This window comes from Thermoanaerobacter sp. CM-CNRG TB177 (genome assembly GCF_018588165.1).
Classification (GTDB): domain Bacteria; phylum Bacillota; class Thermoanaerobacteria; order Thermoanaerobacterales; family Thermoanaerobacteraceae; genus Thermoanaerobacter; species Thermoanaerobacter thermocopriae.
On the sequence record NZ_JAFCAC010000051.1, the window covers coordinates 23,425 to 44,698 of the forward strand.

A 21,274-nucleotide genomic window follows, 5' to 3' on the forward strand; every position below is an offset into this window, starting at 1 on the left:
AGGGGGAAGAATAAATGCCAATAAACATATATAAAAGGTTTTATGTTGTCTTCAATCAAGAAGATAGAGGATGTTCTATTGAGGGAAAGGAAGTTTCAGGTTATTTAAAAGTGGAATTTAGAGGGAACAGAGGAAGAATAACAGCGGCTTTGCAAAATCTCAATCCTGCTTATTCCTATAATGTAAAATTATTGAAAAGTAATGGAGAAGTTACTGTTGTAGATTTTGGAGCAATAAAAGTAGATGATAAAGGGCGTGGTGGAGGAGAATGGACTTTCAATGGAGATGACGTAAAAGATTCGGGAATTAGTTGGGAGGAATTTTCTGTAGCATTTATAGAAGCCCATGATGGCATAAAAACTTTAGTACCTTTGGCATCTGTTATAAACAAAAAAACCACAAACTGGAAGGTTGTTTATAAAAAATATTTATCAAAGGTAAAAGAAGAAGAAACACCAGCAGAGAAGAGTGATAAGAATGATAGAGAAATTAAGCAGGAGGAAACTGAAACTGCGACACCCCAGGGGTATGAAAGTACGGAGAATGAAACTGAAAAAGGTGAAACTTCACAAAATGTTTTGGAAGAGGTTCAATCTGAGACTCCTGCATTTGAAGAAACTTCTGAAGCATTGACAGATTCTTCTGATACACAACAACCTGAAACTTCTTTTAATTTTGAGGAGGAAGTAGAGGAAGGATATATAAAATATTTAAGAGAATATGTTAACAATATAGTGAGTTTTTTGGAGGAAGTAGAGCCTTTTGAAAAAAATTTTGAAGGCTATAGATGGTGGAAAGTTAAGACGGGTTATAGGGAGGGAGGTTTTGACCATTATCTTGTGGGATTTGTAAATGATGAAAAGGGTGAATTAAAATATATTGTATATGGAATGCCAGGATTTTTTACTCTTGCAGACCAGCCTTTTGGTGGTATGACGGGATTTGTGGTTTGGAAGCCAGTTAAAGAAAATTTAAGAGGCGCGAGGGATGAGGGATATTGGATTTTGCATATTGATGCGAAGACAGGACAGATTGCAGTGCCTATAGAACCAACTCCACCGCCTCTTATCTAAAAATAAAAGCGTAGTCTCTACGCTTTTATTTTTATACTACTTATACTATGAATTCTTTTAAATCTTCTTCTAATTTTTTCAAACTTTCTTCGTCAGTTGTGTGAGGTATTACTGTAAGGACATTTTCTAAATTAAGGCTAAAAAGGCCCATTATTGATTTTGCATCTATTACATAGCGGCCAGAAGTCACGTCTATGTCGAAAGGATATTTTGAAGTTTTTTCTACAAAATTTTTGACACTTTCGATGGAAGTCAACTTAATTTTTATTTCTTTCACGGATAATTCCCCCCTTCTGGATTTAACTTTATCGTATATGATTTGTTGACTTTTATCAATTGGCTTTTTTCACAAAAATTTCATGCTTAATTTAGTAATTGTTTTCAAAAATAAGAATCCCTCAAATGAGGGATTTTATTTAGCATTCACTCTAAGTTCATATCAACAAAAACATTTATATTTTTATCTGTTTTAACACTTATTTGTGTAATTTTACCATCATACGTAAAACTTTTTATGTCATAAGGATAAGTTATAGCTTGTATTACAATTGTATCAGGAGAAGGGTCTATATATTTTACTTCAACTTCCAATATGGCCTCCTCTGATGCCTTTGTTATTTGAGCCTTTTGTATATTTACAATATATCCGCCTGTTCGCATCATACCACGCGTTGCAATTATATAAAATATCCCATTTTCTTTTACTAATTTAACAACAGGCTTATCTTTAATAGATTCTACAGCTGATAATACTTTTTCAGGAGGGTTTGTGACTTTTTTAAGTTCTATAGGAATCACTTCCTCAATTTTATTGTTTAACACTTCCACAAATATTATATTATTTTTGGAATCTAATATTAATCTTATTTGATAGCCGGGCTTTAGATAATCTATTCCTACATACTCATTTCCGTTGTAAACTGGCGCATTTTTTAATACATTAAAGGTTTTTAGCCCATCATCAACCTTTACAGTTATGGTATTGCTATCTATCGCATAAATAGAACCAACTACGTCACGGCCATTGAGGTCATTTTGTACACTTTTGTCAAGTCTTTCAAGTAAGACAGCCATTTCTATTCTTTTGATGGATTCGTTTGGCTTGAGTTTTTCTCCATCTCCTTTGATGAGACCATTTTCTACTGCTACGTACATATAACCTATGGAGTCTTTAGGAATTTTATCCCAATCTTTGTAGTTCAAAACTGCATTCATATTTTGCTGAGCTTGGTCTTCCAAGCCTAAAGCGCGAACTAAATATTTTGCTATTTCGTATCTTTTTGCCTTATCATTTGGATTAAACCTTTTTAACTCGTCATAAGTTAATATGCCCTTTTGGTATGCCAGCGTAATAAAGCCTTGTCCCCAACTAAGTTTTGGGCCTTTATACTCTTTAGGTAGTTCACTTATTTTATTAGCTTGTTCTTCATAACCTATTGTCCGTAAAATCATTACTAATGCTTCTAAGTGAGTGACAGGCTTTGAAGGGTTGAATTTTTTGTTTCCAACTCCTTTTATAAAACCTTTTGCATACATTTTTTCAATTGCTTTTAGAGCCCATGTAAATTGCTTAATGTCATCAAAAGAGTATTTTGGCTGGAGTTTAGCATATGCTGTTGTGTAAAACAACAGTGAAAAGATTATAATTATTGAAACAAAAAGTCGAGATTTGCTTAACATTTACTCTTTCACCTCCCTAATTTCTTCATTATATTCTTCGTCTTTTTTGTCATCTTTTGGAGGGTAGTTTTTTGTGTCTTTAACATTTTTGTAAGTATTTTCATTAATGGCTTTATCTGAAGTATCTAATTCCTTATCATCAGAAGCTGGTTTTACTTCATTTTTTTCTTTTTGAATAAGAACGTTATTAGTGTTATCGCTTTTTGATCGTGCATTTTTTTCGGTTCCCTTACCTTGCTGGTTAGACTTATTATCGCTATTTTCATCTTTTTTTACTTCATTGTTTTGGCTTTTTACTTCTTTGTCTTTTACATTTTTTATAGTTTGAGTAGTTTTTTCCTTAGAAAGATCTTTTTCAATTGTTTTAAGGATTTTATCTGTAATAACTTTGGATTTAGATGGACTTGGAGAAGGTTGAGGCATAGTCGTTGCTTTTGTTTGTTCATCTTTTTCTTTTATTTTTGCGTAAGCTTGTTTTAATTCTTTAAAAAATTCAGGGCTATTTAATTTATCTTTTGGTATGTTTATTCCTTCACTTTTAGCTTTTTTCCAGAGGATAAGCCTGCCAGGAGAAGTTTTTTCTTTTTTAGCTTCTTCTCTTTGTGCTTCATTGGATTTTAAAGTTTCTATTTGAATATTTGTGTTTATTTTTTTAATATTTTTAACAGCTTTTTCTATTTGTTCATTTATAAATGGCGAATTTTTAATAGGAACAGTAGTAATTATTACTGTATCATCATCTTTTAAAAAGCCTAATTTTTGTGATTCTTCAACCGTTTGATTTATAAAAGTTGTGATGTCAAGCCCTTTATAAGGAAGCTTCTCTAAAATTTTTTTGCCATCTTCATTTAGAGGAAGGGCATTTATTATTTTTCCATTTTTGTCTATTGAAATTTCAATACTTGGATTTATATCTACATACACATAAGCGTAAACTTCTGCTGATTTAAAATTGATAATAGTAAATATTAGTACGAGAAGAATAGAAGCGGCTATTAAAATTTTAGCAGTAGGCTTAAAAGCTACAAAATTCTCGTTAAGTTCGATAGTTTCGCCTACAACTACGTTTTGCAAATTTTTAAAACATTTAAATTCTCCTTTTTCAGTCATTACGTAAGTTTTATTTTTTTCTTTTTGAACTACAACGGCTTTCATATTTTCTCCACCTCACTTTCGGGGCTTATGTATTGTTTTAGAAGAGGTAAATCTTCAGAAATAATTATTACTAGCGCTATTATGTATTTCCTATGCTTTTCTATAGTTTTACGACTTACTTTTAAAATGCTTATTAAATCTTTTATAGGGAGATTCTTTTTGTTTTTTAAATATTCTAGCAATTTGTTATTTTTACAAATTGTATAAGCAATTTTTGTAGTTATTTTTCTGGTGTCTGAGTGTTTAGGAGATTGTTTAACTAAATCATCTAAAGTTATATTGTAAATACTTAGCAAATTTACAAAAGAAATCATTTCTAACTTTCTATTTTCTGCCTCATAGTCAGTGACTTTTTCTACATATAGTTCTAAAGGAATGGTATTTTGCCGATTTTGTCGTAAAAAATCTATAAGTCGCCTTCTAATGAGCATACTTGAGAAGCTTAAGAATGAACCTTTTGTGTTATCGAAACTGTCTATAGCTTCGTTAAAAGCTATAAGGCCTATGCTTAATTCGTCGCTATTTCTTTCATCTATATATCTATTTGTAAATGAAGACAATTGTTTTATGATAAAGGGGGTATATTCTTGAATTAATTTTTCTCTTTCAGAGGGGTCTTTTTTAGCTGCGTATACTCTAGCGTGTATATCCAATTTAACCACCCCACTATATTATTCGCAGTGACAGAATTTTTTTAAGGGTATTCTATTAATTAATGATTATATATTATAATATAATATAAATGTCAACAAAAATACCAATGGGAGGTATAGAGTTGCTTACAAAAGAACAAGTATTAAACGCTCTAAGAAAAGTATATGACCCAGAAATAGGAAGAAGTATAGTTGACCTTGATATGGTGAAAAATATTCAAATAGAAGGGGATAAAGTTACAATTGACATAAACCTTACTGTGAAAGGCTGTCCCCTTCAAGATACTATTAAAAAAGATACTATCGAGGAAGTATCCAAACTTGGAGGAGTTTCAGAAGTAATAGTAAATTTAGGTAGCATGACAGAAGAAGAAAGACAAAATTTAGCAAGAAAGCTTAGCGGTGGCAGGAAACCTATATTTGAAAATACGAGAGTAATAGTAGTAGGTAGTGGAAAAGGTGGAGTAGGCAAGTCCACTGTTGCAGTTAATTTAGCGGTAGCTCTTGCCAGATTAGGCTTTAAAGTAGGGCTTTTGGATGCGGATGTGTTAGGATTTAGTGTTCCAAGACTTTTGGGGATTGTGAATGAAAGGCCTTACGCGTTGGATGAGCACACTATTTTGCCATTAGAAAGATTCGGGATAAAAGTGATTTCAATGGGCAATTTTATTGACGAAGATACACCTTTAATATGGAGAGGTCCACTTTTGTCAGGAGTGCTTGATCAGTTTTTCAATGATGTATATTGGGGAGAATTAGATTATTTAGTATTAGATTTACCGCCAGGTACAGGAGACATACCTCTTACAGTAATGCAAAAATTGCCTGAGTCAAAATTTGTGCTTGTGACAACTCCACAAGCTTCAGCTTCTCACGTAGCAGGAAGAATTGGTTATATGGCTAAGAAAGTTAATTTAGAAGTTATAGGTATTGTGGAAAACATGTCGTATTTTGAATGTCCTAACTGCCACCAAAGATATAATATTTTTGGTGAAGGGGAAACAGAAAAATTAGCGCAAGATTTAGGAACAGAAATACTTGTAAAGATTCCAATAATGGTTAAGGTCAGAGAGTTAAGCGATGTAGGTATACCACCTGCTCTTGATGATGGACCTGAGGGAGTGCCCTATATTGAGCTGGCGGAAAAAGTTGTGGAGAAAGTAAGGCCTATCAAATAAAAAAGCCTCTTTGTGAGGCTTTTTTATTTTGCAAGTTCCTCTTCGGGAATTGTATCAGTTAAGTTTTCAACATATTTTGAGAGGTTTTTTATAACTTCTTCATAAGGCAAACTTTTCTCAAGACGTATAAATTTTAGTCCTTTTTGTTTTGCCTTTCCATAAGAAATACTGCAAAAAGCTTCAGGTACAGTTACTACTACATCGGTTTTTTTGTCAAGGAGGAAATCTACAATAGCCCTTCTTCTTCCTTCTTTTAAAAAGTATCCAGGATTCTCATACTTTTCAATATTTTCTTTTTGTGTATCAAAAATAATTATATATGGCCCATCGGGAAGTTTTTCAACATAGTCCTCCTTTGTTATTGTAGCAGCTATTCTCATACAATTTGCCTCCTTATTTTAAATAAATTCTTCCTTAAAAAATTATACTTCTTTTCATAAGAGAAACAAAATTTGCTCTTTCTTTCGGCCCAGCTTCTTCGGTTTTACAAACTTTTATCTGCTCGGTCCAGGCCGTTGCTTTGTGCAAAACAGCCAATCTTTACATCTTCTACATTATGTTAAGTCTCTCATGACCATCTACTGAAATTTATGATGTACAAAATTTTAGATATTGTACCTAGTATATATTCTATGATATAATACAGTATATCATAAGCGAGGAGTGAGAGTTTTGTTCAAAGGAATAAAGTGGCAGATTGTTTTGGTAACTTTTGTAGTAGTTTTTGGGTTTTTATTTGCTAGTTTTCAATTGTATCAAAATAAAATTTTGCCTGATAAAATTTCAAAAGATGTAAGTACGGTTAAATTTGTTAAAATGGTAACAATTTCAACTGATAGTAATGGGTATATTATGAAAGTTAGACTAGGAGAAGTAGAAAATTTAATGGAAACTTATAAAGAGATAGAAAATAAGGTAAATAAATATCCTGTTAAGATAAATATTTTACTTATTGACAATCCTAATGAAAAATTAAATAATGTTTATTATAACTCTCAGTTTTCAATTTACGAAGGTATACAAAAAGGCGATTATATGAAAATGTATGATACAATAAGAGAAGTTTCAAGTAAAAATGGTGTAAAGGCTTTTGTATATATTGATAAGCAAAATATTTATTTAAATTTAAGAGATGGTTCTCATTATTTATATAAAATAATACCGCGTGAGGCTTACAAGGGGGAAAGCTAAATGGTTAAAGAAATTTTACTGGGAATAACTATTGCGTTTACGATATTTGCAGCTTTTCTTGGTATAAATGTTACTCCTTTACTGCTTCTAGCAGGTATTTTTTTACTTTTTGATTATATAATAGAAAACAAAGGAATAATATCTGGAAGCAAGAATATTATTAAACCTGAATCGGAGGTTTCTTTTGAAGACATCGGGGGACAAAGCACTGCTATCGCAGAACTAAAAGAGGCACTGGATTTTGTAATAAATAGAGAGAAAATATCTAAAATGGGTATACGACCTATCAAAGGGATATTACTTACAGGACCTCCTGGAACCGGTAAAACTTTATTAGCAAAAGCAGCTGCAAAATATACAAATTCGAGCTTTATAGCTACTTCGGGTAGTGAATTTATAGAAATGTATGCAGGGGTTGGTGCTCAAAGAGTTAGAAACCTATTTAAAACGGCAAAAAATATTGCTCGAAAAGAAGGAAAAAACAGTGCAATAATCTTTATTGATGAAATTGATATATTAGGAGTTAAAAGAGGAACTAACGAAAGCCATCATGAATACGACCAGACCCTTAATCAATTGTTGGTGGAAATGGATGGAATTAAAAGCGATGGAGAGGTAAATATTTTAGTGATTGCTGCAACAAACAGGCCAGATTTATTAGATCCTGCCCTTTTGAGACCTGGCAGATTTGACAGGGAAGTGGTTGTGGATTTACCAGATAAAAGTGGAAGGCTGCAAATTCTCAAAATTCACACTAAAAACAAGCCTTTAGGAGAAGATGTTAATCTTGAGGCTATAGCTGAAAACACCTTTGGATTTTCAGGAGCACATTTGGAGAGCCTGTGCAACGAAGCAGCGATTCTTGCTATGAGAGACAACTCTGATGTTATTTTGCAAAAACATTTTGTAGAAGCGGTGGACAAGGTTATACTAGGAGAAAAAAGTGACCGTAAACCTACGGAAGAAGAAATATTTAGAGTTTCTGTACACGAAGCTGGGCATGCAATAATAAGCGAAATGGTAAATCCAGGCTCTGTTGCAACAGTTACTATTGTTCCAAGAGGAAAAGCTCTTGGATTTGTAAGACATTTTGATAAAGAGGATTCCCTTATTTATACTAAAGAACAATTAGAGAAAGACATAATGATAGCCCTTGGAGGGACAGTAGCGGAACTTTTGATTTTAGGTAGTAGAAGTACAGGCTCTGCCAATGATTTTGAACAAGCAGTTGATATTGCAAAAAAGATGGTATATACTGGTTTGTCTGATTTGGGTATAGTCAGCAGAGAGGATGTTCCTAAAGATAAAGTCAATGAGGAAGTAAACAAAATCATTAAAGAGCAGGAAAAAAAGGTTCAAAAAATGTTGGAGGAAAAACTTGAGTATTTAGAAAAAATTGCAAATATTTTAAGAAAAGAAGAAACTATGTCAGGTGAGAAATTGAGGGAGCTCATAGGTCATTCTAACTTCTGCAAAAATTATACATTTAGCTTTTAGAAGCTTTGCGATATAATTGGTAATATTTATTAGAGCAACAGAATAACCAAGCTATTTTTTTGTAAAGAATTTTCTCCATATAGTTTATTTCAGTTTGTTAACAAAATATTATCATTGTTGGCATTTTGCATCGTTTGCTCCGGCGATATCGCAGACTAAACTAGCACTCGCCCTCGGGCTCAAGCGGGGTTTCGGGCACATTCGTCATCCTTGACTTAGTGCCTGCTTCTGGTTTTGTAAAATTTAAATTTTCTTGTTATGTGAAATAAAATATTATAAAATATTCTTTAGGGCCAATAAAATACTTAAAAATTTAAGTATATATAATTGTGTAAAAATGCAGGCTTAAATGGATAAGGGATTGATGGAGGTGTTAGAAGAAAGATAAATAAGCTGGGAAGGACTTTACAAGAGAATAATAAAAAGAGGTGAAGAAAAGAATGAAGTTAGAAAATCTCACATTTAAGGGTGGGGTAACCGTACCACATCATAAGGATTTAACTGAAGGCCTTCCTATAGAAAGAGCAAGGGAACCCGAAGTAGTTTATATTCCATTGCATCAACATGCGGGAGCACCTTGTGAACCTTTAGTGAAAGTAGGAGATACTGTAAAAGTAGGTCAAAAGATTGGGCAATCTGATGCATTTGTATCTGCTCCGGTACATTCATCTGTCTCGGGCATAGTTAAAGACATTACGACTATGTTTATACCTACTGGTCAAAGGGTTAAATGTGTAATTATAGAATCAGATGGAAAGAATGAGCTAGACGAGTCTGTAAAACCAAAAGGAAGCCTGGAAGATTTATCTCCTAAAGAAATTATTGAGATAATTAGAGAGGCTGGTATTACAGGAATGGGAGGAGCTGGATTCCCAACTCATGTCAAATTATCACCTCCTTCTGACAAAAAAATCGATACTATTCTTGTAAATGGGGCAGAGTGTGAACCTTATTTAACAACTGACCATAGATTAATGGTTGAATATCCTGAAAAAATAGTATTTGGTTTAAAAGCAATTATGAAAGCAGTAGGAGTAGAAAGAGGAATCATTGGAGTAGAGAAAAATAAACCCGATGCCATATTGGCTTTAAGAGAGGCAAGTAAAAATGAGAAAAACATTCGAATAGCAACTTTAAAGGTGAAATATCCTCAAGGGGATGAGAAAAGATTAATTAATGCTATATTAAGGCGAATTGTCCCGTCTGGCGGATTGCCAATGGACGTAGGAGTTATAGTAGTCAATGCCGCTACTACTAAAGCAGTAGCTGATGCGATATTAGAAGGGAAACCTTTATATGAAAGAGTGACTACGATTACAGGCCGTGGAATTAAAGAACCAAAAAATCTTCTTGTTAAAATAGGAACGCCTCTTAAAGATTTGATAGAACAATGTGGAGGGTTTACTGAAGGATCTCCAGGCAAGATTATCAGTGGCGGACCTATGATGGGAATAGCTCAACATTCTCTAGATGTACCGATTATAAAGGGGACTGGTGGAATATTGATATTGACAAAAGAGGAGGCAAGACCACAGCAAGTACTACCATGTATTAAATGTGGTAAATGTGTTGAGGTATGTCCTGTAAACTTACTACCATTGTATATAAGTAGCTATTCTCTCAAGAAAAATTTTGAAAAGGCAGAAGAATACAATGCACTTGATTGTGTTGAATGTGGATCATGTTCTTATATATGTCCTGCTAAAAGACCTTTGGCAGAATCTATAAGACTAGCAAAAAGAGAGATAATTGCTAGAAAAAGAAATCTTAAATAGGTAGGAGGATTGAAATGCTAGCTAAAGTAGAAGAAGTCGTTTTACAAGATAAATTGATAGTTTCTTCATCTCCTCATATAAGATCTAATGAATCGGTAAAGAGGATAATGTTAGATGTGGTAATAGCTCTTACACCGGCTATTATAGGAAGTGTATATTTATTTGGTTTGAATGCTTTAAAATTAATATTAATTTCAGTAGTTTCATCTGTCTTATCCGAAGCATTAATTCAAAAATTATTTAAAAGACCTATTACTATAACAGATTTTTCTGCTGCAATAACTGGTATATTAATCGCGTTTAATTTACCGGCGAGTGCTCCTTGGTGGCTACCAGTAATAGGTTCTGCTTTTGCCATCATAGTTGTAAAACAACTTTTTGGTGGTTTAGGTGCGAATTTTATGAATCCAGCGTTAGCAGCGAGAGCAATGTTGATGACTTCATGGCCAGTTCATATGACAAACTATACTGGCACTAGACCAGACGTAGTCACATCAGCCACACCATTATCCATAATGAAATATGGTACAGGTGCTGAACTTCCAACATTGAGGGATATGTTTATAGGTAATATTCCAGGAGTTATTGGAGAAACTTCTGCTTTGTTATTGTTAATAGGTGCTGCATATTTGATAATAAGGAAAGTTATAGATTGGAAAATACCAGTATTTTATATAGGAACAACCTTTATCATGTTACTGTTATTAGGAGTTGAACCTAAATTATTACCATATCATATATTAGGCGGTGGATTAATACTTGGTGCTTTTTATATGGCTACAGATTATTCTTCCTCGCCAGTAACTCCCTTAGGTAGAATTATATTTGCAGTTGGGGCAGGTGTATTAACAGCAATAATTAGAATTAAAGGAGCTTATCCAGAAGGGGTGTCTTATTCAATACTACTAATGAACGTTGCAACTCCATTAATTGAGAAATTTACTAAACCTAGAGTATTTGGGAAGGTGAAATAGATGAAGGAGATAGCAAAAATAGGTTTAATTTTACTTTTAATAACTGCTGCTGCTGGAGTAATATTAGGAGTTTCAAATGCAATTACTTCAAAAAAGATAGCAGAAATAGAGAAAATTGCCAATAATGCAGCAAAACAAGAGGTATTGCAAGAAGCGGAAAGTTTTGTTACCTTAGATGAAAAGCGATTAAAGGAGATTGCTGGTTCTAATCAAAATGTGTTAGAAGTTAGTGAAGGTTATGACGGAAATTCGTCTCTTGTTGGATATGTATTTAAAATTACTTCTAATGGTTATGGTGGAGAAATTCAATTTATGGTTGGTATCTCTAAAAAAGGATATATTACGGGCATCAAAATCTTAAATCACAAAGAAACTCCAGGGCTTGGAGCAAATGCAACTAAGAGCTTCTTCACCGATGCCTTTAAAGGCAAATCTGTAGCTGACAAATTAGTTGTTGTTAAGCATCCTCCTAAAGCTGATAATGAAATACAAGCCCTTACTGGTGCAACTATAACGAGTAATGCAATAGTCAATGGTGTAAATATGGTGCGGGAAATATATAATTCAAAATTGGCTAATTAGTTAAATCGTGGAGGGATTAAGAATGAAATTATCCAAAATCTTTAGTAATGGCTTGGTTAAGGAAAATCCTATATATGTCCAAGCACTAGGTATGTGTTCAGTTTTAGCTGTAACTACTTCAGCAATTAATGGCTTGGCTATGGGATTAGCTGTAACAGCTGTATTAGTTGGTTCAAATTCAGTTGTTTCTTTATTAAGAAAAGTTATACCAGATAAAATTCGTATTCCAGCTTTTATTGTAGTTATTGCGACTTTTGTTACTGTAGTGGAAATGTTTATGAAAGCTTATACTCCTGCTCTTTACAATGCATTGGGAATTTTTATTCCTTTAATAGTTGTTAACTGCATAATTTTAGGAAGAGCGGAAGCTTTTGCTTCTAAAAATAATTTATTGACTTCCGTAATCGATGGTTTAGGCATGGGAGCAGGATACACTTTAGCAGTATTAATATTGGGAAGCATAAGAGAGATATTAGGATCTGGTAGTTTGTTTGGAATACAGCTATTTGGGGCAAGTTTTGAACCAGCACTAATTTTTATAATGCCACCAGGAGCGTTTATTGTACTTGGGATATTGATTGGGCTTTTTAATCATGCTAGAAGGAGAAAAGAAGTGTCTGAGACTGGGACAAAGGAGGAAGTTTTAGATGAATATATTTATAATATTGATTAATACAATATTTGTAAACAATTATGTTTTTGCCCGTTTTTTAGGGATATGTCCCTTCTTAGGTGTATCTAATAAAACAGAAACAGCTACTGGCATGGGTATGGCTGTAACTTTTGTAATTACGCTGTCATCAGTTATAACTTATATAATACATCACGCGATATTAGTTCCACTAAATTTAGAATATTTGCAAACTATCGTTTTTATACTTGTAATAGCTTCTTTAGTACAATTTGTTGAAATATTTCTTAAAAAAACTAGTCCTAATCTCTATGGTGCATTAGGTATATATCTTCCATTGATAACCACTAACTGTATAGTACTAGGAGTTGCCCTATTAAATATTCAAGAAGGCTATACATTGATTGAAACGATTTTTAATGCCTTAGGAGCATCTATTGGTTTTGCTATAGCATTGTTGCTTATGGCCGGAATAAGAGAGAAGCTTGAAATAATAGATGTTCCAAAGGTTTTGGAGGGCGTGCCAATCGCATTAATAACTGCGGGCCTTATATCCATAGCATTTTTGGGATTTAATGGGCTTGTTTAGGAGGTAATAAAATGAGTGGTATATTGTATGCAATAGTAGTATTAGGTGGATTAGGATTTTTATTTGGGTCAAGTCTTTCTTTAGCATCTAAAATTTTTGCTTTGGAAACAAATCCAAAAGTAAAAAAGATAAGAGAAGTTTTACCAGGTGCAAACTGCGGAGCTTGCGGATATCCGGGCTGCGATGCCTATGCTAATGCAATTGTAGAGGGGAAAGCTCCAGTAAATGCTTGTAGTGTTGGGGGAAATTCTGTAGCAAAAAAAATTGCGGAGATAATGGGAGTCGACGATGTAGAAGTGGAAAGAAAAGTAGCCACTGTATTATGCCAAGGAGATCGTAGTAAAGCAAAAGATAAATATCTATATAATGGTATAAGGGACTGTAGAGCCCAGAATATATTGGCTGGAGGATGCAAATCCTGCCCATACGGTTGTTTGGGTTGTGGTACCTGCGTAGATGTTTGTGATTATGGTGCAATTCAAATCATTAATGGAGTTGCTGTTATAGATAAAGAAAAATGCGTAGCTTGCAAAGCATGTATAGAGGTTTGCCCAAAAGGAATAATTGAGCTTGTCCCCTATAACCAAGAAGTGATAATAAAATGTAAGAGTAATGATCCGGGTAAGGTAGTTAGAGGCTATTGTAGCGTTGGATGTATTGGATGTCAAATATGTGTTAGAAGTTGCCCCGAAAAAGCAATCACTTTTGAAAATTATTTAGCAAAGATAAATTATGAAAAATGTACCAATTGTGGGATTTGTGCCGAAAAATGTCCTACAGGCTCCATATTTTCCAGTCTAAAGCAGGTCAACGAGAAAGCGCAATAATTTAGAGCCTATAACTAGGCTCTTTTTTATTTTTCTACAATTATTTTGCTTTTGTAAAAAGAAAATGTAAGCAGAAATAAAGACTATCAGCTATTAGAGGAGAATATAAATTAATAACATTGAATGAGAACTAAAGAAAATTTAGATTTATTAGAATAGAGATTGATGACAAAATTATAGATAAAGCAATAGAAATTGCCAATTCGTAAATTTTTTAATAAAATTTTGATTTTAAGAGAGGAATATTTATTTTTTTGTAGAATATTATTTATTGTGTGTTAAAACAAACATTTATAGGTGTAAAAGGTGGCAATAAAATGAGTAGGATTTTAGTTTTAGACGATAATAAGGGAATCTGTAGTTTAATAGAAGAAATTTTCACAATGGATGGACATGAAGTAAGGTCCTATAGTGATATTAGCCTTTTTGACAGAGAGATAGAGAAATTTAGACCCGATATAGGACTATTTGATTTACACATGGCAAAGGATATGTTAAAAATTATTAAAAAAGTTAAGAGTATCTATCCAAACATGAAAGGTATTATAATGTCAGCTGATGAGCCACAAGAACCTTTTACGGAATTTCCTTTTATATCTAAACCTTTTGACATAATAGCACTAAGGAATTTAGTTTATGAGAACTTAAAGCAGGAAATGATTGTATAATGTTTGTAAAAGGTACGTTTGTACCTTTTTATATTTTTCTTGTGCTAGCTTTAAACAAATGCTATAATGAAAAAGTAATGTTATATAATATTTGGGCAGCATTTTAAAATCAGTTGTAGTAAAGGAGTTGTTGCTAATGTTAGTAACAGGTATAGAGATATTAAAAAAAGCCCATAAAGAAGGATATGCAGTTGGAGCTTTTAACACCAGTAATTTAGAAATTACTCAAGCTATTGTGGAAGCAGCAGAAGAGACTAAATCACCAGTTATAATACAAGTCAGTGAAGGTGGGCTTAAATATGCTGGTATTGAGACGATTTCGTCTATTGTTAGAACAATGGCTGAAAAAGCTTCAGTTCCAGTTGCTCTTCACCTTGACCACGGTACAGATTTCAATACGGTCATGAAATGCTTAAGAAATGGTTGGACTTCTGTAATGATGGATGCCTCAAAATTGCCCCTCGAAGAAAATATAAAAGTGACGAAAACTGTAGTAGAAATTGCTCACGGAATGGGGGTTTCTGTTGAAGCTGAAATCGGGAAAATTGGTGGTACAGAGGATAACATAACAGTAGATGAAAGAGAAGCGGCTATGACAGACCCAGAAGAAGCTTTAAAATTTGCAAAAGAAACGGGAATAGATTATTTAGCTATAGCTATCGGGACAGCTCATGGGCCTTACAAAGGAGAACCTAAGCTTGATTTTGACAGACTTAAAAAGATAAAAGAAATGCTTAATATTCCTTTAGTTTTACACGGGGCTTCAGGAGTTCCTGAAGAGGCTATAAAAAAAGCAGTGAGTCTGGGCATAAATAAGATAAATATAGATACTGATATAAGACAAGCATTTGCAAGAAGATTGAGAGAACTTATAGAAAAAGATAGTGAAGTGTATGACCCCAGAAAAATTTTAGGTCCTTGCAAAGATGCGATGAAAGAAGTAATTAAGCAAAAAATGATTTTGTTTGGCGCAGCAGGAAAAGCATAATCTAAAGCAGGCTTTCACCTGCTTTTTGTTTTTTATGTATAAATTTTCTACAAATTGTCAATTATAAATTTGGAACTGAAAATAACTACTTGACATTCCAAAAAAATATAAATAAAATAGAATAAGATTATACGTATTCATTTCTTTTAGCATTTTCTTTTTGTGTTTTTAATAATAAGTATCTTTTGCGAAAAGTATGTTTGCTTAAAGCCACATTTTTATCTTCTAAGTAACTTCCCTGTTGCACTTTTTTAAAATGAGGTAGTGAAGACTTGATTTGTTAAAATTATTATTTTGGGAGGTGTACTTTTGGATTTTGATATTAATACTTTGGAAAATTTAAGTTTGATGGAACTAAGAGAGATAGCAAAGGAGTTAGGTATTAAAAGTATTACGAAATACAGAAAACAAGAGCTAAAAGAAAAAATTTTAGAAAAAGCTAATCAAGCAAATGAAAAAAATTTAATTCAAAAGGATAACAAAAAAGAAGAAGGTTTAAATGAAAGGCAAACTCAAAAGTCACACGAAAGTGCAGCAGAGAAAAATACAGATGGCACTTTAAATTACGATTCTAATGTATCGAGAAATGGCCATGTAAAATCTATTAGTGCTGAAAATGCCGCAAATAGCTTACAAGCTCAAACAATTTCTGCAAAAGATATTTTGCCAATTGTTAAAGAACTTTCTGACCCTTTAAAAGAACTTATACAGACGCAAGGTGATGTAGTGGCAGAAGGCATTCTTGATATTTTGCCAGATGGTTACGGATTTTTAAGAGTTGAAAACTTTGTTCAGGGACCTAAAGATATATATATTTCTCAATCCCAAATAAGACGCTTTGGCTTAAAAGTTGGCGACAAAGTACGAGGGATCACAAGGATTCCTCGAGAAGGGGAAAAGTATTCTGCGATTCTTTATGTGGAATCTATAAATGGTGAAGATCCCGAAAATGCCAAGAAAAGGATTCCTTTTGATGAATTGACTCCTATTTTTCCTAATGAAAAACTGAGATTAGAAACATCCCCTACAGAATTTTCTATGAGATTGGTAGATATTATTGCTCCTATAGGTAAAGGGCAAAGAGGTATGATTGTTGCACCGCCAAAAGCAGGAAAAACAACTTTACTTAAGCAAATTGCCAATAGCATTTCACATAACCATCCAGAAGTTATTCTCATAGTGCTTTTAATTGATGAACGACCTGAAGAAGTGACTGACATGAAACGCTCTATAAAAGGAGAAGTAGTGTATTCTACTTTTGATGAACCGCCAGAACATCATATCAAAGTGGCTGAAATGGTATTAGAACATGCTAAAAGACTTGTAGAGTATAAAAAGGATGTGGTGATTCTTTTAGATAGTATTACTAGGTTGGCGAGAGCTTATAATCTTGTTACACCTCCTTCAGGAAGAACTCTTTCTGGTGGTATTGACCCTTCTGCATTACATCCTCCGAAAAGATTTTTCGGAGCAGCCAGGAATATAGAAGAAGGTGGGAGTTTAACTATCCTTGCTACTGCTTTGATTGAAACGGGAAGTCGTATGGATGATGTTATATTTGAAGAATTTAAAGGAACAGGTAATATGGAACTTCATCTTGACAGAAAATTACAGGAAAGAAGAATATTCCCTGCTATTGATATATACAAATCGGGTACAAGAAAGGAAGAATTGCTGCTTACTAAAGAAGAATTGGAGGCCATGTGGATATTAAGAAAAGCTATGTCGAATTTACCTGCTACAGAGGTTACAGAGATGTTAATTGAAAAATTAATACGAACTAAATCTAATGCAGAATTTATAAATATGATAAGAGCACAATTATATAAATCTTGATATTGTGCATAACTTGTGTTATAATTTCTCCGTATGAGTTTTGGGCGAAAGAGGTGAAAGCTGTGAAACCGAATATACATCCTACCTATTATCATGATGCGGTTGTAAGGTGTGCATGTGGAAATACTTTTATAACAGGCTCTACAAAGAAAGAAATTAGAGTGGAAATATGTTCCAAATGCCATCCTTTCTTTACAGGCCAGCAGAAGATTGTGGATACTGGTGGAAGAGTTGAAAGATTTAGGAAGAGATTTAATTTAGAAGAAAAATAATCTGGGGGTTAGAGTGGAGAAGGCTCTAACCTTTTGTTTTTAATTTGACATTAAGAAAGGTGGTTTTTATGATATACGGTTCATTAGATCATGGCTTTATAGAAGTTATAGTTGGTCCTATGTTTAGCGGTAAAAGTGAAGAACTAATAAGAAGGATTAAAAGGGCACAAATTGCCAAACAAAAAGTACAAGTCTTTAAACCGGCCATTGATAATAGATATTCTATTGACAAAGTGGTATCCCACAATGGCACTAATATAAATGCTATTAGTGTAGTAAAGGCATCTGAAATAATTGAGCATTTAGAAGAAGACACAGATGTTATCGCAATTGATGAAATTCAGTTTTTTGATCATTTACTTGTGGATGTTGTAAGGGAAATTGCAGATTTAGGTAAAAGAGTCATTTGTGCTGGGTTGGATATGGATTTTAGGGGAGAACCTTTTGGCCCTACTCCTGATGTAATGGCAATTGCGGAGTCCGTGGATAAGTTGACAGCTATATGTGTGAAATGTGGCAATCCTGCTACTCGCACTCAAAGGCTTATCAATGGAAAACCTGCAAGGTATGATGACCCAATCATTTTAGTAGGGGCGTACGAAACATATGAGGCAAGGTGTCGAAAATGCCATGAAGTTCCCCGTACCTAGAAAAGAGGTGTGAAGATGAAGAAAACTGATATAGGTGGTCAAGCAGTAATTGAAGGAGTTATGATGAGAGGACACAACAGCGTAGCGACAGCTGTAAGAAAAGGAGATGAAATAATTATAAAGAAAGAGTATGTAAAACCTTTGACTAAAAGGAATAAATTTTTTTCATTGCCTTTTATAAGAGGTACTTTTGCTCTTTTTGATTCTCTTATTGTAGGTGTTAAAAGCCTTACTTATTCTGCAGAACTTTTTGAAGAAAAAGATGAAGAAAATATTTCAAAATTTGACTTATTTTTACAAAAAGTTTTTGGAGATAAGTTAGAGGATATTTTGATGTATTTTTCTGTCGTTATATCTTTAATTTTATCAATTATCATATTTTTTATTGGGCCGACATATGTAGCCGATTATATCAAATTGTTTACAAAAAATACTGTAGTTATAAATTTTGTCGAAGGATTGTTAAGAGTTGCTATTTTTATTTTGTATCTTGTATTAATATCACAGATGAAAGATATAAAAAGAATATTCGAGTATCATGGGGCAGAGCATAAAGCTATTCATTGCCTTGAGCATGAGGAGGAATTGACAGTGGAAAATGCCCGCAAATATACTACTTTACACCCACGTTGTGGGACAAATTTCCTCTTCATAGTCATGATAGTCTCTATAATAGTTTTTTCTTTTTTAGAATGGCCTACTCTTTATATAAGGATACTTAGTAGAATTCTTTTGCTTCCTGTAGTTGCTGGTATATCTTATGAAATAATAAAATTAGCAGGGCGAAGTGACAATAAAATAATAAGGGTTTTTATTTATCCTGGCTTGCTGTTACAAAAGCTTACTACAAGAGAGCCAGATGACAGCCAATTAGAAGTTGCTATTGCATCGCTTAAAAGTGTTTTAGAAGATGAGGGAGGACAAGAATTTGAAAGTATATGAGGCAATAAATTGTGGGGCAAAAGAGTTAAAAGGGGTATGCGATAATCCTAGGCTTGAAGCTGAATTGCTTTTAGCCCACTGTTTTAAAATTAATAGAACTGCTCTTTTTCTTAGAAGAGAAGAGGAAATATCTAAGGAACAATTGGAACGCTTTTTAGAATTTGTAAATATGAGAAAATCTCATATACCTTATCAATATATTGTAAAAAAACAATATTTTATGGGGTTAGAATTTTTTGTGGATGAAAATGTGTTAATACCCCGACCAGAAACAGAAATTCTTGTAGAAGAAGCATTAAAAAGGTTAAAAAGGGGAGATGTAGTTTTAGATATTGGCACGGGAAGTGGTGCCATAGCTGTAAGCATAGCTAAATATTTTCCGGATTGTACTGTGTATGCGGTTGATATCAGTAAAAAAGCTATTGAAATTGCAAAGCATAATGCAAAAAAGCAAGGGGTTTTAGATAGAATATTCTTTATAGAAAGTGACCTTTTTTGTAATCTTCCGCCAAATTTAAAATTTGACTTTATTGTGTCAAATCCTCCCTATATTAAAAAAAGAGAAATTGAGCTATTGCAGGAAGAAGTAAAAAAAGAACCTATTGTGGCGTTAGATGGAGGAGAAGACGGACTTTTTTTCTACAAAAAGATTATAAGAGAAGCTCCTTTTTATATAAAATCGGGTGGAAAAATTGGTTTTGAGATAGGATATAGTCAGAAAGAGGAAGTAACTACTCTTTTAGAAGAAAGTGGATTTAAAGATGTTGAAATAATTAAAGATTTAGCGGGTATTGATAGGGTGATAATAGCGGAGCATAAGCTATAGTTTTCACAAAAGATAATATGTGGTATAATCAATCTTTGAGGTGAGATGATGATTGATAAATTACAAGCAATAGAAGATAGATATGTAGAATTAAGTCAGAAGATAAGTGATCCTAATATTATTTCAAATGTAGGCGAGTGGAGAAAATATGTGAAAGAGCATGCGGCTATTGAGGAGATTGTGTTAAAATATAGGGAATACAAAAAAGTTGTCGAAGATATAAATTCTACAAAAGAATTATTATCTTCTGATGAAAAAGAACTTAGGGAAATGGCGGAGGAAGAGCTTTCTCATTTAGAAGAAAAAAAAGAAGAATTATTAGAGGAGATAAAAATTCTATTAATACCAAAAGATCCAAATGATGAGAAAAACGTCATAATGGAGATTAGGGCAGGAGCAGGAGGAGAAGAGGCAGCTCTTTTTGCCCATGACCTTTTTAGGATGTATTCCATGTATGCGGAGAAAAAAGGGTGGAAAGTGGAAATAATGAGCTCAAATGAAACAGATATTGGAGGATTTAAGGAAGTAATTTTGAATATTTCTGGCAAAGGAGCATACAGCAGGTTGAAGTACGAAAGTGGTGTTCACAGGGTTCAAAGGGTTCCAACCACTGAAGCAGGAGGAAGAATTCACACTTCTACTGCTACAGTGGCAGTTTTGCCTGAGGTTGAGGAAGTTGATGTAGAGATAAATCCAAATGATATAAGGATAGATGTATTCAGATCTGGTGGCCATGGAGGACAGAGTGTAAATACAACAGATTCTGCAGTTAGAGTTACACATATTCCGACAGGAATTGTGGTAACTTGCCAGGATGAAAGGTCACAACTTCAAAATAGAGAAAGAGCTCTTAAAATTTTGCGAGCAAAGCTTTATGAAATGGCTCTACAAGAGCAACAAAAAGAAATTGCTGAGGCGCGGAAGTCTCAAGTAGGTACGGGAGAAAGGAGCGAGAGGATAAGGACTTATAATTTTCCTCAAGGCAGAGTTACTGACCACAGAATAGGTTTGACTTTATATAGATTACAAGAAGTTCTTGATGGGGATTTGGACGAAATTATAGATGCTTTAATTTTAAATGACCAGGCAGAAAAACTCAAGAATGTGAATCTAAATTAAAGGAACAGGAAAACCTGTTCTTTTTATATTTCTTAAAAAAATATGAATTTATATTATCAAAAAATAAAGGTATAATTAAAATTTTTGTACTTGACTAAATAATCGTTATAAATTATAATTATTAAGAACGCTTTATCAAGTTAAACTAATAAATAGCAATATATGACA

The 21,274-nt window shown here is 33.3% G+C and carries 23 protein-coding genes; 18 read left to right on the top strand and 5 right to left on the bottom strand.

The features are described from left to right. Positions 1–14 precede the first annotated feature (14 nt). A complete protein-coding gene (locus tag I4N53_RS04590) occupies positions 15–1,073 on the top strand; it encodes a hypothetical protein (protein WP_013149607.1) in 1,059 nt (352 codons plus the stop codon). A 40-nt stretch (positions 1,074–1,113) separates the two neighbouring features. Here the strand turns inward: I4N53_RS04590 and I4N53_RS04595 are convergent, their stop codons facing one another. The 4 genes from I4N53_RS04595 to sigI all read right to left on the bottom strand — a co-directional run bounded on the left by I4N53_RS04595 (position 1,114) and on the right by sigI (position 4,561). Then, positions 1,114–1,350: an HPr family phosphocarrier protein gene (locus I4N53_RS04595; RefSeq protein WP_013149608.1), complete on the bottom strand. Its 237-nt coding sequence runs from the start codon at positions 1,348–1,350 to the stop codon at positions 1,114–1,116. Positions 1,351–1,496: 146 nt separating this feature from the next. Further along, a complete protein-coding gene (locus tag I4N53_RS04600) occupies positions 1,497–2,753 on the bottom strand; it encodes an S-layer homology domain-containing protein (RefSeq protein WP_028991773.1) in 1,257 nt (418 codons plus the stop codon). Continuing rightward, positions 2,754–3,908, bottom strand: coding sequence for an anti-sigma factor domain-containing protein (locus I4N53_RS04605; protein ID WP_214495709.1), 1,155 nt, complete (start codon positions 3,906–3,908; stop codon positions 2,754–2,756). Continuing rightward, positions 3,905–4,561, bottom strand: a complete 657-nt coding sequence (gene sigI, locus I4N53_RS04610) for an RNA polymerase sigma factor SigI (RefSeq protein ID WP_012994282.1) — start codon at positions 4,559–4,561, stop codon at positions 3,905–3,907. Before sigI ends, I4N53_RS04605 begins: the two co-directional genes overlap by 4 nt. A 122-nt stretch (positions 4,562–4,683) precedes the next feature. Between sigI and I4N53_RS04615 the strand changes: the two genes are divergently transcribed. After that, positions 4,684–5,739, top strand: coding sequence for an Mrp/NBP35 family ATP-binding protein (locus I4N53_RS04615; protein ID WP_214495710.1), 1,056 nt, complete (start codon positions 4,684–4,686; stop codon positions 5,737–5,739). Positions 5,740–5,762: 23 nt separating this feature from the next. Here the strand turns inward: I4N53_RS04615 and I4N53_RS04620 are convergent, their stop codons facing one another. Beyond that, positions 5,763–6,119, bottom strand: a complete 357-nt coding sequence (locus I4N53_RS04620) for a hypothetical protein (RefSeq protein WP_012994284.1) — start codon at positions 6,117–6,119, stop codon at positions 5,763–5,765. A gap of 292 nt (positions 6,120–6,411) precedes the next feature. Between I4N53_RS04620 and I4N53_RS04625 the strand changes: the two genes are divergently transcribed. The 16 genes from I4N53_RS04625 (at position 6,412) to prfA (ending at position 21,106) form a co-directional block, all read left to right on the top strand. Continuing rightward, positions 6,412–6,930 carry a hypothetical protein gene (locus I4N53_RS04625; protein WP_214495711.1) on the top strand — a complete coding sequence of 173 codons (519 nt, stop codon included), beginning with the start codon at positions 6,412–6,414 and terminating at the stop codon, positions 6,928–6,930. Further along, positions 6,931–8,427 carry an AAA family ATPase gene (locus I4N53_RS04630; RefSeq protein ID WP_214495712.1) on the top strand — a complete coding sequence of 499 codons (1,497 nt, stop codon included), beginning with the start codon at positions 6,931–6,933 and terminating at the stop codon, positions 8,425–8,427. A gap of 440 nt (positions 8,428–8,867) precedes the next feature. Next, positions 8,868–10,202: an electron transport complex subunit RsxC gene (rsxC, locus tag I4N53_RS04635; protein ID WP_012994287.1), complete on the top strand. Its 1,335-nt coding sequence runs from the start codon at positions 8,868–8,870 to the stop codon at positions 10,200–10,202. A 14-nt stretch (positions 10,203–10,216) separates the two neighbouring features. Then, positions 10,217–11,176, top strand: coding sequence for an RnfABCDGE type electron transport complex subunit D (locus I4N53_RS04640; RefSeq protein ID WP_013149612.1), 960 nt, complete (start codon positions 10,217–10,219; stop codon positions 11,174–11,176). Further along, positions 11,177–11,758 carry an RnfABCDGE type electron transport complex subunit G gene (locus tag I4N53_RS04645; RefSeq protein WP_013149613.1) on the top strand — a complete coding sequence of 194 codons (582 nt, stop codon included), beginning with the start codon at positions 11,177–11,179 and terminating at the stop codon, positions 11,756–11,758. A gap of 22 nt (positions 11,759–11,780) precedes the next feature. Then, on the top strand, positions 11,781–12,431 hold the full coding sequence (gene rsxE, locus I4N53_RS04650; RefSeq protein WP_214495713.1) for an electron transport complex subunit RsxE: 651 nt from the start codon (positions 11,781–11,783) through the stop codon (positions 12,429–12,431). Then, the gene (rsxA, locus tag I4N53_RS04655) at positions 12,406–12,978 is read left to right on the top strand and encodes an electron transport complex subunit RsxA (RefSeq protein ID WP_013149614.1); all 573 of its coding nucleotides are present in this window, start codon (positions 12,406–12,408) and stop codon (positions 12,976–12,978) included. Before rsxE ends, rsxA begins: the two co-directional genes overlap by 26 nt. 11 nt (positions 12,979–12,989) lie before the next feature. Further along, positions 12,990–13,805 carry an RnfABCDGE type electron transport complex subunit B gene (locus I4N53_RS04660; protein WP_013149615.1) on the top strand — a complete coding sequence of 272 codons (816 nt, stop codon included), beginning with the start codon at positions 12,990–12,992 and terminating at the stop codon, positions 13,803–13,805. 317 nt (positions 13,806–14,122) lie between these two features. After that, positions 14,123–14,473, top strand: coding sequence for a response regulator (locus I4N53_RS04665; protein ID WP_012994293.1), 351 nt, complete (start codon positions 14,123–14,125; stop codon positions 14,471–14,473). A 136-nt stretch (positions 14,474–14,609) separates the two neighbouring features. Continuing rightward, a complete protein-coding gene (locus tag I4N53_RS04670; RefSeq protein WP_012994295.1) occupies positions 14,610–15,461 on the top strand; it encodes a class II fructose-1,6-bisphosphate aldolase in 852 nt (283 codons plus the stop codon). Positions 15,462–15,770: 309 nt separating this feature from the next. Beyond that, on the top strand, positions 15,771–17,297 hold the full coding sequence (rho, locus tag I4N53_RS04675) for a transcription termination factor Rho (RefSeq protein WP_013149616.1): 1,527 nt from the start codon (positions 15,771–15,773) through the stop codon (positions 17,295–17,297). Between the two features lie 62 nt (positions 17,298–17,359). After that, a complete protein-coding gene (gene rpmE / locus I4N53_RS04680; protein WP_003867319.1) occupies positions 17,360–17,569 on the top strand; it encodes a 50S ribosomal protein L31 in 210 nt (69 codons plus the stop codon). Between the two features lie 71 nt (positions 17,570–17,640). After that, the gene (locus I4N53_RS04685; protein ID WP_342897072.1) at positions 17,641–18,219 is read left to right on the top strand and encodes a thymidine kinase; all 579 of its coding nucleotides are present in this window, start codon (positions 17,641–17,643) and stop codon (positions 18,217–18,219) included. Positions 18,220–18,234: 15 nt separating this feature from the next. Continuing rightward, a complete protein-coding gene (locus I4N53_RS04690) occupies positions 18,235–19,161 on the top strand; it encodes a DUF1385 domain-containing protein (protein WP_214495714.1) in 927 nt (308 codons plus the stop codon). Then, positions 19,148–19,987 carry a peptide chain release factor N(5)-glutamine methyltransferase gene (prmC, locus tag I4N53_RS04695; RefSeq protein ID WP_214495715.1) on the top strand — a complete coding sequence of 280 codons (840 nt, stop codon included), beginning with the start codon at positions 19,148–19,150 and terminating at the stop codon, positions 19,985–19,987. The genes I4N53_RS04690 and prmC overlap by 14 nt, the downstream gene beginning before the upstream one ends. A gap of 48 nt (positions 19,988–20,035) precedes the next feature. Continuing rightward, positions 20,036–21,106 (top strand): peptide chain release factor 1, encoded by a 1,071-nt coding sequence (gene prfA / locus I4N53_RS04700; protein WP_012994300.1) that lies wholly within the window; start codon positions 20,036–20,038, stop codon positions 21,104–21,106. Positions 21,107–21,274 lie beyond the last annotated feature (168 nt).